Consider the following 13,745-nt stretch of genomic DNA (forward strand, 5'->3'; position numbering starts at 1 on the left):
AGGCCGCTGGCCAGGTTACACGTGAACCGCGCGGGCGAGGCGCAAATTGGGTTCGGCGGTGGCATGCGCATCGCCGCCGAATCGCTCGAACCAGGCCTGCACGTTGCCGACTGCCTGGGCGTCCAGTCGCAGGCCAACCTTGGAGCGGCGCCACAGCACGTCCTCGGCGCTGCACGCCCATTCCTCGTCACGCAAGTAGCGCAATTCGGCTTCGTACAAGCCGGGGGCAATTTCCGTGCCTAGATCGGACAGCCCTTTCGCGCCTTGCAGCAACCGCTCGACGCGTGTGCCATATGCGTGCGCGTAGCGCCGTGCAAGCGTGTCGGGCAGCCACCGATGACGCGCCGCGAATTGCTCGGCAAACGCCGCAAAGTTCGAGCCGGCGATATCGCCGCCGGGCAGCGGCGCATCGCGGGTCCAGGCCGGTTGCGTGATCGCCAGCGGCCCGCTGAGACGGTCCAGCGCTTCTTCGGCGAGCTTGCGGAACGTCGTGATCTTGCCGCCGAACACCGATAGGATCGGCGCCTGCCCCGGAGGCATGTCTAGATCTAAGCGGTAGTCACGCGTGACTGCTGACGCGGTGGCGCTCTCGTCGTTCTCCAGCAGCGGGCGGACACCCGCGTATGTCCATACCACGTCGGTACGCGCGATCGAGCGCTTGAAATAGCGGTTCACCGATTCACACAAATACGCGACTTCGCTTTCATCGATTTGCACGCGCGAGGCGTCGTCATGGTATTCGACGTCGGTCGTGCCGATCAGCGTAAAGTCTTTTTGGTAGGGAATGGCGAAGATGATGCGCTTGTCGGGGTTCTGGAAGATATACGCGAAATCATGATCGAACAGCTTGCGCGTGACGATGTGACTACCCTTAACAAGTCGGACGCGATGCTGCGCGCCCAGCTTCAACGTGTCGGTCAGCAACTCGCCGACCCACGGACCCGCGGCATTGGCGATGGCGCGCGCGCGAACCTGTTGCAGCCGTCCGTCGCGTGAGCGCAGTTGTGCGTCCCACGATGAGCCGTTGCGCTGCGCGCTTACCAGCCGCGTGCGCGTTAGGATCGTCGCGCCGCGAAGCTGCGCGTCGAGCGCGTTGAGCACGACCAGTCGCGCATCGTCGACCCAACCATCCGAATAGACGAAGCCGCGCGTGATCGAATCCACCAGCGGCGTGCCGCACGGATGGGTACGCAAGTCGATGCTTTCTGAGCCGGGCAGCATCTCGCGCCGGGCGAGGTGGTCGTACAAGAACAGCCCGGCGCGGATTAGCCATGCCGGGCGCAGGTGTGGCATGTGCGGCATCACGAAACGCAGTGGGCGAATGATGTGCGGCGCTGCGCGTAGCAGAACTTCACGCTCCTGCAGCGCTTTTCTGACCAGCCCGAACTCGTAGTATTCGAGATAGCGTAGCCCGCCGTGGATCAGCTTTGTGCTGGCTGAGGACGTGTGCGCTGCGAGGTCGTCTTGCTCGCACAGCAACACCTTTAGTCCACGGCCTGTCGCGTCTCGCGCAATACCCGCGCCATTGATGCCGCCGCCAACGACCAGTAGATCGTAGTGATCCGTTTTGTCCACCTTATCCCTCCGAATGTGACGGCACCGCCGCGCGGTCCCCGCGCTGCGTCCTTGCCTATGCGCGATTAGCAACATTAAATTTTCGCAAACGAAAATTTAGCGAATAAACTTAAAAATATCAAGATATTCAAATATGTGACAGGACGCTGGGCGTTCGGGCAACGGAAGAGACGTTCAGCGCATATGCCCAGTCGCCGGGTGGTGTTCTGGGCTGAGGCGATGCCTGGCCGCCGGATGATGTTCGACGCTGGGAGGGTGCTCAGCCACCGGGTGCTGTTCGACGCTGGGAGGATGCCTAGCCGTCGGGTGATGTTCGACGCTGGGAGGATGCCTAGCCACCGGGTGCTGTTCGACGCTGGAAGGATGCCTAGTCGTTGGGTGCTGTTCGACGCTTGGAAGGTGCTCAGCCGTCGAGTGACGTTCGATGCTGGGAGGGAGCCTAGTCGCCGGGTGGCACCCTACGCAAGGACGGTGCCCGGACGCTGGGTGACGTGAGCCGCTGGCGTGGCAAATTGGGCGTCACCGGAATGATGTCCCGGTGGCTGTGTTTTTACGTTCCTCGGCGCTTGGGCACGCCCGTGGCAGCGCTGGCGGCGAGGCAAGTGTCGTACTAGAGCATGCGCGCGCGGCGCTTGCAGTACCAGATCACGACGCCGGTCACCGACAGCATGGCGACGACGATGCCCATCGCCGAAATCGCAATCCGAACTGGCAGCCAGTGATGCGCCCGGAATGCAGCGGGAATTGCATCTGCACGAAAATATCGGCAGCGGTGCCTTGCCATGGAATCCGCTCGCCGATCAAGTGCCCGTCGCGTGCATCGAAGTAAAGCACTGCCGGGCCGACGCCGGATCGGTCCCGCGAGACTGGGGAATCCTGATTCGGCGCGTCCTTCACTAGCAAAAACGTGGCGAATTCAGGCAGACTTCAGCATCGTTGTTCTCCAGTGACAAGCAAACCGAGCGACGGCGCTCATGCAAGCGTGCAATGGTTGTGGCGCGCGTTGCCGTGTTCAATTGGCGACGTGAACGTCAGTGCCCGCCGCCAGAATGACCTCTGTCATCTCACTGGGTGTCGGCGCGTCGGTAAACAGCGCGTCGACCTGGCTCAAATGGCCAAGGCGCACCAGCGCGGGGCGCCCGAACTTCGAATGGTCCGCCACCAGGAACACGCTGCGTGCGTGCTCGATAATGGCCTCTGCCACCCTAACCTCGCGCGTATCGAAGTCACGCAGCGTGCCGTCCAGCTCGATGCTCGAGATGCCGATCAACGCATAGTCAACCTTGAATTGGCGGATGAAATCGATTGCCATCTCGCCGACCACGCCCTGGTCCCACGGACGGACGATGCCTCCGGTGACGAGCACCTCGCATTCGGCATAGCCGCTCATGACCGCCGCGACGTTCAGGTTGTTGGTGATCACGCGCAGGCCGCGATGGCGATTTAGCGCACGCGCCACTTCCTCGGTCGTCGTGCCCAGATTAATGAACAGCGACGCCTGGTCTGGAATATGGCTGGCGGCGAGTGCGGCGATGCGCCGCTTCTCCTCGTGGAACATGCGTTGGCGCGCGGTATACGACACGTTTTCCGAACTGGTGGGCAACGTGACTCCGCCGTGGTGGCGACGCAGCAAGTTTATTTCGGCGAGCCAATTCACATCGCGCCGGATCGTCTGCGGCGTGACGTGAAAGCGTGCAGCAAGGTTCTCGACAGTAACGAAGCCTTCATGCTGAACGCAATCGAGCAATTCCTGCTGGCGTGCATTCAACGTGATGCGCGGGTCTCGGGTCATGTTCTTGTTAGCATGGTCGCGAAGCGGTCCGGGTTCGCGTATTGTAAAGGCCCACACACGATGTATAGCGAATGTTCTTTTTGGCACGGACTATTGGAACTGCCTGGACGAATGCCCGGTCTGTTCCAGGTCAGCAGAGTCGGGCGCGGCACGTTAAACTGTAACCGATACTACGTAGGGCATGCAGAAGTCGCGAACCGATACCCGGATCAAGCACTGCGAGCAGGGGTGCAGGCGTGCCGGGGCGCAGGCTTCGGAGGAAAAAATGCAAACCGACACTCAAACTGTGTTGCCGTGGCGTATCGAGGATATCGATTTGTCGCGGATCGATCGTTCGCGCGCCGCTGTGAACGAGGATTTGCTGCTGCTGTTATGCGCGGCATCGTTTATTGAAAGCGGCTCGGATTTGTATACCAGTAACCTCAGCGCGTTCTTCGATGGCGATCCAGAAGTGTCCGGATGGCTGAACCAGCATTGGGAACACGAGGAGTTGCAGCACGGCCGTGCGCTGAAGGCCTATATCAATTATGTTTGGCCAGAGTTCGATTGGGACCTGGCATTTGAGCATTTTTTTGACGAGTATTCGAAAACGTGCTCGTTGGAAGAGTTCGAAAAGACCCGGGCGTTGGAAATGGTCGCACGCTGCGTGGTGGAGACCGGTACGGCTACGTTGTATCGCGCGATCAACGAGTGCTCAGACGAGCCGGTGCTCAAGCAGATCACCGACAACATTCGTAGTGACGAGGTGCGGCATTACAAGTACTTCTTCAAGTTTTTCAAGAAGTACAACCAGATTGAGGGCAATGGCCGCCTTGCGGTGCTTGGCGCGCTGATGCGCCGCGTGATGGAAATCAAGAACGAAGATTCGGAGATCGCGTTGCGACATGTGTTCGCGGTCAGATATCCTGCACAGGTTCGCAATAGCACCTACATGCGGGAAAAGGCGGCGCGCGTGAACACGCTGATACGCAGGCACTTATCGGCCGACATGTGCGTGAAGATGCTGCTCAAGCCGCTCGACCTGCCAGCGAAAATCCAACCCAGCGTGCATTATCCGCTGGCCAAGATCACGCAGCACGTATTTTTTCGCTAGCTAGTATGGCGTACGGCGGCGCTCGGTCGACGATCACGGACGGCTCGCTGCGCGCGAGCCGCCATTGACGAATCGGAGAAGACGATGAGGGATCGGCAGACCGCGCTGATACGAGGCACATTCGATGAGTGGCCCGATGTGCTGCGCGCCTGGTTTGATGGCACGCATCTGCATGACAAGGCGTCGTTTGCGGCCTCATTGATCGCCGTCGATCCGCTCCGCTGGCCTTGCACGTCGCTGCTCAGCGTGGGCGAAATTGTCGTGCCTGATCCCCACGGTGTGCGGTTCGCGCTATGGCCGCAATCCCGCACCGCGCGGGCTCTTGCCGCCGGCGGCAACGCACTGCTCGAGTTCGTTTTCGAGCACGCGTGGTATCAGGTGCGCCTGGGCGTGAGCACGCCGCGCCGGCAGGACGCGACGACGCTGACTGTATTCGACGCCGTGCTGGAGGCGGCACAATGGCAGCGCGTCGACTATGCACAACTCGTAGCCGGCGTCACGTTCGAGCTGCTCGAGCCCGCGCGCGCTGCCGTGCTTGCGCGTTGGGACGCGCAAATCCGAGCGCTGCTCGCGCACGACTAGCGCGACGAGCCCTTCTTGGTACCACCGCCGAGCAGCGCACCCGGGCCGCCGTTGCGCCGTGGCGGTGATTCGGATGCGCGCGGCTGCCGTGCGTCGCGCTCCTGTGCTGGCGCCATTCGTTTGTCACGGCCACCGTGCGACGAAGGAGTGGTCGCTTCGCGATGCCGCCCTGGCGCGATCTGGGGCACCGCGCCGCTGCGCTTGCCTGCTGGCGCGGCGCCCGGCTTCGCAGTGTGCGTCGACGGGGATTTGCCCGCCTGTGCGGGCCGCAGGTTGGCGGCTGCCCCCGCCGGCGACCTGGCTGGCGCCGCCGGTTGTGACTTGGCAGCTGCCCCTGACTTGGCAGCTGCCCCTGACTTGGCAGCTGCCCCTAGCTTAGCCGCTGCCCCTGTGCGGGATTTGGCCGCTGGCGCCGCTGGTGGTTTCGCCGCTTGACCAACTTGTGGCTTGGCGCCGGCGCGGCGGGGTTCGCGTGGCCCCGCGCCGCGCGCCGGCTGGCTGCGCCGCTGGATTGGCTCTGGTTTCGCGTTGGGATCCGGTTCGAAACCGGCAATGACCTCGCGCGGCAACGTGCGCTTAATTAGGCGCTCGATGTCCGTCAGCAATTGATGTTCGTCGACGCAGACTAGCGATACGGCCTCGCCCGTCGCGCCCGCGCGGCCTGTTCGGCCGATACGGTGCACGTAGTCTTCCGGAACATTCGGCAGGTCAAAATTCACCACATGCGGCAATTGGTCGATGTCGATGCCGCGCGCTGCGATGTCGGTAGCGACCAACACTTGCAGCGTGCCGTCCTTGAATTCTGACAATGCCCGGGTCCGGGCCGCTTGGCTTTTGTTGCCGTGGATAGCCAGGGCGCTGATACCGTCCTTCGTCAACTGTTCGGCAAGCCGGTTTGCGCCGTGCTTGGTGCGCGTGAACACGAGCACCTGAAACCAGTTGTGCGCCTTAATCAAATGCGTGAGTAGCTCGCGCTTGCGGTCGCGATCGACCGGATAGATCGTTTGGGTGACCGTCTCGGCGGTGGTATTGCGACGGGCCACTTCGATTAGCGCTGGCGAATCGAGCAGGTTGTCCGCGAGCGCCTTGATCTCGTCGGAGAATGTCGCCGAGAACAGCAGGTTCTGGCGCTGCAAAGGCAGATGCTTGAGCACCCGCTTGATGTCGTGGATAAAGCCCATATCCAGCATCCGGTCGGCCTCGTCGAGCACCAGGATCTGCAGGCTGCTGAGGTCGATCGTGCGCTGCTGAAGGTGATCTAGTAATCGTCCAGGCGTGGCCACGACGATGTCGACGCCGCGCCGCAGCGCGTCGATTTGCGGGTTGATGCCGACGCCGCCGAACATGACCGTCGAGCGCAGCTTGAGGTACTTGCCGTATTCGCGCACGCTTTGCTCGACTTGCGCGGCCAATTCGCGTGTCGGCGTCAAGATCAGGGCGCGAACCGGTACTTTGCTCGATGTCGCGCGCGAATGGGATAGCCTTTCCAGAATCGGCAGCGTGAAACCGGCAGTCTTGCCGGTGCCGGTTTGTGCGCCAGCCAGCAGGTCGCCGCCGCCGAGCACGGCCGGAATGGCTTGCCGCTGGATCGGTGTCGGCGTCGTGTAGCCGAGTTCGTTGACTGCACGAACCAGAGGTTCGGACAAGCCGAGAGAATCAAATGACATATTGGATGGTGTCGTCACCGGTCCGGCGCGCAACGCGCATCAGTCGCGAATCGGTGCAGTGAAAGTCTGAAGACGCGAGGGCAAGCCGACTGTCGCGATGCCCCGCGTAAGTAAAACAGCGTGATAACAAAGACAAAGGGCGCGGCCCGTGGTTCCGGCCGCGCCCTGAGATTGGGGATTCGCGTAGGATCAGTCGAGCGGCGCGGAGCGCAGTTCGTTGACCTGCTGCGGCGACACTGGCGTGCCCTTGTTGCCCCATGCCATGCGCAAGTACGTGACCACGGCGGCGACTTCCTGGTCCGACATCGAGTGCGCGAACGGCGGCATGCCGTACGGCTCAGGATTGGCGTGCGTGCTCGGCGGATAGCCACCATTAAGTACCATGCGGATCGGATTCACTGCCGACTGCATTTGCACCGACTGGTTGTTCGCCAGCGGCGGGAAGTGTGGCGGATAACCAAGACCGTTTTCCGCATGGCACTTCGCGCATTGATCGTTGTAGATCTTCCTGCCTTGCTCGAACAACTCCTTGCCGAACGCGATAGAGGTTTCCAACTGCATCGTCTCCGGTGCTTCCTTCTTCTGCGGAATCGTTTTCAGGTAAGTCGAGATTGCCCGGATGTCTTCGTCAGTCATGTATTGCAGGCTGTTGTGTACGACTTCAGACATAGGCCCGAACACCGCACCACGTTGCGACACGCCAGTCTTCAACAGATCTGAGATGTCCTGCAGATCCCAGTCACCCAGGCCCGCTTCCTTGCTCGATGTGAGCGACGGTGCATACCAGTTCTGCAGCGGGATCAGGCCACCGGCAAACGCCGCTGCCTGGTTCGAGCCGCCTAGCGCGTTGATCGACGTGTGGCACATGCCGCAGTGGCCCAGTCCCTCGACCAGGTAGGCGCCGCGGTTCCACTCGACCGACTTGGTCGGATCCGGCTTGTATTCGCCCTCGCGGAAGAACAACGTGCGCCAGCCGATCAGCATGTTGCGTTGATTAAATGGGAAGCGTAGTTCGTGCTCGCGGCTCGGCTGTGCAACCGGCGCCACTGAACGCAGATATGCGTAGATCGCGTCCGAGTCCGCGCGCGTGACTTTCGTATAGCTGGTGAACGGAAAGCCCGGATACAGCAATTCGCCGTTCTTGCCGCGGCCAGTGTGCATCGCGCGGTAGAAGTCGTCCGAACTCCACTTGCCGATCCCGTACTGCTCGTCCGGTGTGATGTTCGGCGTGTACATCGTACCGAACGGCGTGGCCATCGGCAAGCCACCGGCGAAGGGCTTGCCGCCGCGTACCGTGTGGCATGCAACGCAGTCGCCGGCGCGCGCTAAGTATTCGCCTTGCTTGATCAGCGCGGCCTGGTCGGCCGGGCTCGCGGCCATCGCGCTGCCGCCGTGGATATTGTTGCTGCCAGACCACAGCACCGGCACCAGTGCCGCGGCCGCTACCGCGATGACGGCCGACAGCGCGAAAAGAGTCTTGCGTTTCATCTTGATGTGTCTCCTGTCGCTTACTGCGGCTCACTGCCGCATTGCAGCGGCATCTTCGACGAACGGGCCGGCGCCGGCACTGGGTTAGCCGGTGCGGGTTGCGTGGAGAGCCAGTGGGCGACCGCGGCGATGTCGTCGTCGTTGAGGCGGGTCGCGACCGTGTGCATGCAGTCTGGCGCCTTCGCGCGGCGCACACCAGAGCGCCATGCGCCAAGCTGCGCGCTGATGTAGTCCGCATGTAGGCCCACTAGGCCCGGGATCGCCGGTTCCATGCCGGTCAGCGTCTTGCCGTGGCATGCCGCGCACGCGGGCACGTTGCGCGCCGGATCGCCGTTCAACACGATCTGCTTGCCGCGTGCCAGCGTCGACGCAGAGACGCTCGGCTGCGCCGGCGCCGGGTACGGCGGCCGTTGTTTTGAGTAATACTCGGCGATCTTGCGCAGGTAATCGTCGGAAAGGTACGTGACCAGATAGTTCATCGGCGGGTACTTGCGGTGCCCGTCGCGGAAATTGACCAACTGGTTGTACAGATATTCAGCGGGCTTGCCTGCAAGACGTGGAAAGTAGTCATTGTCGGTGCCCTGACCCTGATCGCCGTGGCATGCGGCGCACGCGGCGACGCGGGCTTCCATTGAGTTCAGAGGCGGCAGGTTCGCTTGCCCTTTGGCAGCGCTGGCAATGCCTGCGCTGGCAGCCAGAAGTGCAGCCAGCAACGGGCGCAAGAGGCGTCTAGAAGACACGCGTAACTCCATCGATAATGGGGACCGCATTGGGTAACGCAGGCGGTTTTGGCGAAGGCTTGGCGCGCCTTCCGAATCGCGGCGCCGACTTGCGGCGGCGAAGGTGCTGCAATGCAGCAGGTTATTCTATCACCGAACGGCCATATTGGCCATTTGGCTGAGCGTCGAGGGGGGCATTTGGCTGGACGTCGCGACGGACGACGCGATTCGGCCATCTGGCCGGTAATGCGATAATTGGCTAAGTCTCTTCGTAAGCCTCGCAGGTCTTTTCGCCATCGGACCAAAAACCTATTTGTGGCCGCTTGCCGCTGTCCCCAACGAGTTGATTTAAGTTATTTTATGCGTCAACGACTCAATAGATTCGCGCCGTGTAGCCGCCGATGGCCGCATTTCCTTCCGAAAATTTCTCGGTGATTTCATGGATTTCGATTCGATTCACGCGTACAGTGCGGTTGCAGACCATTACATGTTACAACAGCAGATTGCCGTTGTAGGCGCTGCGCCACCCAGTCTAATAGGGAGCAGTGCGCTTGCCGTGCTGCCGGCCCGCCAATGCGCGGCACAACAGTCGGTCAGTTCCGCACCGAGGCGCGCGACGACGTTTGAAGACCTGCCGCCCGAGATTATGCGGCGGATCGCCGCGCACACGTCGTTCGACGACATGGGCAGCTTGTCGTCGGCGACGCGGCGCACTTATCACGCGTTGCAGGACATGCGACGCAGCTGGCTTTGTTATCAGCGAGCCGACAATGTTTATCGGCTTGATTCGCGCCGCACGCAGGCGTTGCTGGACGAAATCGAACGGATCGACGGCGAAGCGATATTGCGGGCTGCGCCGCTCGAGGTGCTGTGGCCTCGAATACCGGAATTGCCACAGCAACACCGGGCGCAAACCTATAAGCGGATTTTCGACATGGCGGGCCGGTTGCCGACACATGCGAGCTTGCTGATACGCAAAGGGATGATTGGCACTATACCGGGATTGCCGGTCCAGGAGCAGGTGCCAATGTACGACTTCGTCCATGCGGCTATCGAAAAGAGTGATGCTGCCGGGCACGGTCAGTTGTGGGCCTCGCTTGCATGGTTGCTTAGATGCTTGCCACTGGATCCGCCGCGCTTCGAGCGCGAATACTCGGCTTTTATCAGCAGGCTTGCCTCGCTGGATGCGCCTGCACAGGCGGAGTTGATCGTGCAGTTGGTGATGCTGCTGCCTGGCTTCTACGAGGATAGTCCGGATGAATCGGCCACGCTGGCCAGTTATCATCGGCTTATGCAAGATTGGGTGCAGCGATTGCCCCCGGCTTATCGGGGGGCGCCAATTGGCGCACTGGCCCATATGATATGGTTGCTGCCGGCGGAGCAAATGCCGGCGCATTATGCGCAGCTACGCAGCCTCACGGAGGCGTTGCCAGACGATCAGATCGGCTTGGTGCTTCGGCGCTTGCCGACTGCGTTGGTGTTGCTGCCACAACAGCACCATGCAGCCGAATTCACGCTGCTGGAGCCTCTTATCAGTCGCGTGCGGCCCGAGCATCGTGAGGCAGTCACATTGGGATTGCTCGAAAGCACCGTTGGACTGGACGACGCGACGCTATCCAGGTGGGCGTGGCGCAAGGCGTTTCAGCTGCTCGACAGCTGCGACGACACCTGTCTGTCTACCGTGGTCGACGAATTGGCCCATCAGCAATTGGTACCCTTGCTTCCCATGCAGCAGTGGGAGGATGCAAAGCACGAGATTCTAGCGTTTATCGAGCGTCACCCGCTCAGCGACGCGGCTCGCGCGAAGTTGCTCGACTTCGTCAATACGACAGTGCCGGAGGATTAACTTGCGTACGATTAGCCGTCAGCGGTGCTGCCATCCGCGTGCCTGCGCCATCAACCCGATGACTTCGTCGTCAGTGGTTTGCGTGAAATCGACGTAATATAGACTCACGCTACTGAACGAATCGAGCGGTGCGAGGCACACAGCGTCGTCCGCCAGCGTCGCAATCGAATTCCAGACGTCGCGTGGAGCGACCGGCGCTGCGGCGACTAGGCGTGCGGCGCCCAAATTGCGCAACGCGAGTAGGGCCACCTTCATCGTGCTTCCGGTGGCCACGCCGTCATCCACAACAATGATCGTGCGCTGCGCGGCTGGCATCGGTGTGGCGCCGTGTCGGTACCGCTCGCGGCGTCGCGCCAATTCCCGCTGCTGACGATGCTGCTCGGCGATCAGATAGTCATCGCCGGGGCGCAGCGCCACAACGATGTCCTCGTTCCAGAGCACTTGTGGCGGATCACCATCGACGATTGAACCTAGCGCGAGTTCCGGCTGCTGCGGCGCGCCGAGCTTGCGTACCAGCAGCACGTCAAGGCTGCCGCCCAGCGCTCGGGCGACCTCAAATGCCACCGGTACGCCGCCGCGCGGCAAGCCGACGACCAGCGGCGTCGCATCCCGATAGCGGGTCAGCGCGCCGGCCAGTGCACTGCCCGCCGCGCGGCGGTTTGGGAAAGGCAAAAGCGTGGACATCGTGTAGGTAATCCGGGATTTGTGTTGTCGCGACCGAAGATGCACCGCGACGGATAGCTCATCATCGCGTGGACCGCCGGGGACGCTACACGTCGCGCGCCGCGGTCATCGCTTGTTCATTTCTAACTCCGCGCCAGTGGGTGGGTCCGTGGCCGGGTCCGACCTGAGCCGCTGCTTCATCGCGCTCAGCGCGGCATCCTCATCCGGTTGCAGTGTCACGCTCGCCTGGCCGTCACCGCCATCGACCGGCACCGGCGGATTCTCGACGAGGTTTAAGTCGCCGCCCTCATTCCAGGGTCCGCGTACCGGTGCCGCGCCGGTCGACATCTTGAAATAACTGCTCGCATATTCCGGCGCGGGCGGCAGCTTGCCCGGCGGGAAATTCGACGTAATGGAATAAAGCGCTTTTTCGAATGATTTCTGATGAGAGACTTCGCGGGTCATCAAAAAGCCGAGCGCGTCTCGCACGCCAGAATCGTCGGTGACATTGATCAGCCGCTCATAGACGATCTTGGCCCTGGCCTCGGCGGCGATATTCGAGCGCAAGTCAGCGGTTGGCTCCCCGATTGTATCGATGTACGCGGCGCTCCACGGCACGCCGGCCGAATTCGTCAGCGGCGTGCCGGCGCCGTACAGCACTTGTGTCACGTGGCTGTCATTGCCGGCGCCATTCAGTTTGCGATAAAGCTCGGCCTGCTCATCGACCGCCTCGGCCAACTCGCCCTTCGCTCCACGATTGAGCATCGCGACGATAGACCCGATGATCTCCAGATGACTGAGTTCTTCTGTCGCGATGTCGAATAGCATGTCCTTGCGGCCGGGATCTTCCTCGCTGATGGCCTGCGTGAAGTAACGCATGGCTGCGGCCAATTCGCCTTGTGGACCGCCGAACTGCTCCAGCAACAGATTAGCCAGGCCAGGGTCCGTACCATTGACCCGTACGGTGTACTGCAATCGTTTGTTGTGGACGAACATGAAGCCTCCTGTGACGTGAAAGGTGTCGCGGTGCTCGCCAAGGCCGCACGCGTAGCGTCAGCCGCCGATTTGTTTGCGCAACGTGCGTTCCCGCCAATGCAATGCGCAACCGCATCGTGGCACGGGTATTGCGATAGCGACGTCACCCGCGTGCCCCGTAGAAGGCTATCTGGTGCACGCCGTGCGGTCGCAAGAAATCCATGCGCAGCCGGAACGGCTTGATCCGTTCGTTGAAAAGCGGCCGTATCCGGCGCAAGCGTGTGACAGGTAACGTAATGACGGCACTCTCGAGGGCAATGTGGATCAACAGAGGACGATGATGAACAGCTTGTCCGGCGTCAGTGATCATGGCGTCACGGTATTCGATTATTTGGACCACCATGCCAAGGTGACGGCGCAGCGCAACGCGCGGGGCGCGTGGGTACCGCAGATTCAAATCACGCGCGATCGCGAACCAGTGCAGTTCGATATGCCACAAGAGGTGGCGCCGGAATGGCTGACAGCTGATGAAGCCGTGCGCGCCGGAGTGGAGCGGGCGCGTTTGTTCATCGAGAGGCGACGAGGCGCTAGTTGACGGTGAACGACGCGGTACCGAACGCCAGTCGGTTGACGGTGAACGATGCGGCACCGAGCGCTGGATTCCTGCTGCCTGTCGTACGCGGATGTCGGTGCGGGGTGTGTTGCTGGCGCGTCTGCGTACTAGTGGTATTGCTCGTACTCGTGGGTATCACATACCAAACGTACCACGTATCAAACACATCGTGTATCAAACGCATCGCGGGCTAAACCTATCGTGTGTGCGGCGCGGCTGGCTTGCGTTCGCTCAAGTCCGCAAATTGCGTGGCTTGCAGCCGGGAATGAACCATGCTAACGGCTAACGGCGTTGCCCGATAGAAGTAGCTGGCACCGTGTTTCAAACAAGGCGCGACGGCGGGCGCGGGGCGCCGCACGGCGTTGGTGTGTGGTGCCGACTCGACAGGAGAGGACCGTGCAGTACAACCCACCCCAAGCTGGAAGGCAGAATCCCGGCGCCGAGCAATCCTGGAGTGAAGGATTTAAGGTGCTCGTCACCGCTAAGCCCGGCATGGACGGCCGTTTTATCGGTGTGCTGAAGGTCGTGCGACAGGCCGATCGCCGTGTGATCTTCCCATTTCCGGGTGCTCCCGAGATCGGTCCATTCGACACGATTGAGCAGGCGCGTGCGGCGGCGCTCGAATATGGCCGCAAGGTTGTGGCTGACGACCGCCGCAATCCAGAGCGGTGACGACGCGGTGTTGCCGGAGGGCGCGCACGCGCCGGCGCCGAGGCGTTCAATACGATGGGG

At 61.7% G+C, this 13,745-nt stretch carries 12 protein-coding genes and 1 pseudogene; 5 read left to right on the plus strand and 8 right to left on the minus strand.

The window, feature by feature from the left end; all coding sequences use genetic code 11:
* Positions 1 to 15 precede the first annotated feature (15 nt).
* The 3 genes and pseudogenes from glpD to RA167_RS02360 all read right to left on the minus strand — a co-directional run bounded on the left by glpD (position 16) and on the right by RA167_RS02360 (position 3,367).
* Positions 16 to 1,575, minus strand: a complete 1,560-nt coding sequence (glpD, locus tag RA167_RS02350; protein ID WP_237574349.1) for a glycerol-3-phosphate dehydrogenase — start codon at positions 1,573 to 1,575, stop codon at positions 16 to 18.
* Positions 1,576 to 2,185: 610 nt separating this feature from the next.
* Positions 2,186 to 2,424, minus strand: a pseudogene (locus RA167_RS02355) (PepSY domain-containing protein); the annotation flags it as partial.
* 163 nt (positions 2,425 to 2,587) lie between these two features.
* Complete coding sequence (locus tag RA167_RS02360; RefSeq protein ID WP_076786122.1) at positions 2,588 to 3,367, minus strand: DeoR/GlpR family DNA-binding transcription regulator; 780 nt, start codon at positions 3,365 to 3,367, stop codon at positions 2,588 to 2,590.
* 265 nt (positions 3,368 to 3,632) lie between these two features.
* Here RA167_RS02360 and RA167_RS02365 point away from each other — a divergent pair, with 265 nt between their 5' ends.
* Positions 3,633 to 4,460, plus strand: a complete 828-nt coding sequence (locus tag RA167_RS02365) for a ferritin-like domain-containing protein (RefSeq protein WP_076787696.1) — start codon at positions 3,633 to 3,635, stop codon at positions 4,458 to 4,460.
* Between the two features lie 84 nt (positions 4,461 to 4,544).
* Positions 4,545 to 5,042, plus strand: a complete 498-nt coding sequence (locus tag RA167_RS02370) for a hypothetical protein (protein ID WP_076786123.1) — start codon at positions 4,545 to 4,547, stop codon at positions 5,040 to 5,042.
* On the opposite strand, the gene RA167_RS02375 is transcribed toward RA167_RS02370, so the two are convergent.
* The 3 genes from RA167_RS02375 to RA167_RS02385 form a co-directional block, all read right to left on the minus strand.
* Positions 5,039 to 6,709: a DEAD/DEAH box helicase gene (locus RA167_RS02375; protein WP_076786124.1), complete on the minus strand. Its 1,671-nt coding sequence runs from the start codon at positions 6,707 to 6,709 to the stop codon at positions 5,039 to 5,041. The two genes, RA167_RS02370 and RA167_RS02375, sit on opposite strands and share 4 nt — an antisense overlap.
* A gap of 189 nt (positions 6,710 to 6,898) precedes the next feature.
* Positions 6,899 to 8,197, minus strand: coding sequence for a c-type cytochrome (locus tag RA167_RS02380; protein WP_076786125.1), 1,299 nt, complete (start codon positions 8,195 to 8,197; stop codon positions 6,899 to 6,901).
* 20 nt (positions 8,198 to 8,217) lie between these two features.
* Positions 8,218 to 8,949 (minus strand): c-type cytochrome, encoded by a 732-nt coding sequence (locus RA167_RS02385; RefSeq protein ID WP_076786126.1) that lies wholly within the window; start codon positions 8,947 to 8,949, stop codon positions 8,218 to 8,220.
* A gap of 406 nt (positions 8,950 to 9,355) precedes the next feature.
* Between RA167_RS02385 and RA167_RS02390 the strand changes: the two genes are divergently transcribed.
* Positions 9,356 to 10,762, plus strand: a complete 1,407-nt coding sequence (locus RA167_RS02390; RefSeq protein WP_076786127.1) for a hypothetical protein — start codon at positions 9,356 to 9,358, stop codon at positions 10,760 to 10,762.
* A gap of 18 nt (positions 10,763 to 10,780) precedes the next feature.
* Here RA167_RS02390 and RA167_RS02395 read toward each other — a convergent pair whose 3' ends face one another.
* Positions 10,781 to 11,446, minus strand: coding sequence for a phosphoribosyltransferase (locus tag RA167_RS02395; protein ID WP_076786128.1), 666 nt, complete (start codon positions 11,444 to 11,446; stop codon positions 10,781 to 10,783).
* A 105-nt stretch (positions 11,447 to 11,551) separates the two neighbouring features.
* Positions 11,552 to 12,421 (minus strand): manganese catalase family protein, encoded by an 870-nt coding sequence (locus RA167_RS02400; protein WP_076786129.1) that lies wholly within the window; start codon positions 12,419 to 12,421, stop codon positions 11,552 to 11,554.
* A gap of 319 nt (positions 12,422 to 12,740) precedes the next feature.
* Here RA167_RS02400 and RA167_RS02405 point away from each other — a divergent pair, with 319 nt between their 5' ends.
* The gene (locus RA167_RS02405) at positions 12,741 to 12,995 is read left to right on the plus strand and encodes a DUF6566 family protein (protein WP_076787698.1); all 255 of its coding nucleotides are present in this window, start codon (positions 12,741 to 12,743) and stop codon (positions 12,993 to 12,995) included.
* Positions 12,996 to 13,481: 486 nt separating this feature from the next.
* Positions 13,482 to 13,685 carry a DUF6723 family protein gene (locus RA167_RS02410; protein WP_235091132.1) on the plus strand — a complete coding sequence of 68 codons (204 nt, stop codon included), beginning with the start codon at positions 13,482 to 13,484 and terminating at the stop codon, positions 13,683 to 13,685.
* The last annotated feature ends 60 nt before the right edge of the window (positions 13,686 to 13,745 follow it).

This window comes from Mycetohabitans endofungorum (genome assembly GCF_037477895.1).
Taxonomy (GTDB): domain Bacteria; phylum Pseudomonadota; class Gammaproteobacteria; order Burkholderiales; family Burkholderiaceae; genus Mycetohabitans.

Coding starts and splice junctions, on each gene's coding strand:
- RA167_RS02360 (WP_076786122.1), bottom strand. CDS start 3,367: ATGACCCGAGACCCGCGCATCACGTTGAATGCACGCCAGCAGGAATTG.
- RA167_RS02365 (WP_076787696.1), top strand. CDS start 3,633: ATGCAAACCGACACTCAAACTGTGTTGCCGTGGCGTATCGAGGATATC.
- RA167_RS02370 (WP_076786123.1), top strand. CDS start 4,545: ATGAGGGATCGGCAGACCGCGCTGATACGAGGCACATTCGATGAGTGG.
- RA167_RS02375 (WP_076786124.1), bottom strand. CDS start 6,709: ATGTCATTTGATTCTCTCGGCTTGTCCGAACCTCTGGTTCGTGCAGTC.
- RA167_RS02380 (WP_076786125.1), bottom strand. CDS start 8,197: ATGAAACGCAAGACTCTTTTCGCGCTGTCGGCCGTCATCGCGGTAGCG.
- RA167_RS02385 (WP_076786126.1), bottom strand. CDS start 8,949: ATGGAGTTACGCGTGTCTTCTAGACGCCTCTTGCGCCCGTTGCTGGCT.
- RA167_RS02390 (WP_076786127.1), top strand. CDS start 9,356: ATGGATTTCGATTCGATTCACGCGTACAGTGCGGTTGCAGACCATTAC.
- RA167_RS02395 (WP_076786128.1), bottom strand. CDS start 11,446: ATGTCCACGCTTTTGCCTTTCCCAAACCGCCGCGCGGCGGGCAGTGCA.
- RA167_RS02400 (WP_076786129.1), bottom strand. CDS start 12,421: ATGTTCGTCCACAACAAACGATTGCAGTACACCGTACGGGTCAATGGT.
- RA167_RS02405 (WP_076787698.1), top strand. CDS start 12,741: ATGAACAGCTTGTCCGGCGTCAGTGATCATGGCGTCACGGTATTCGAT.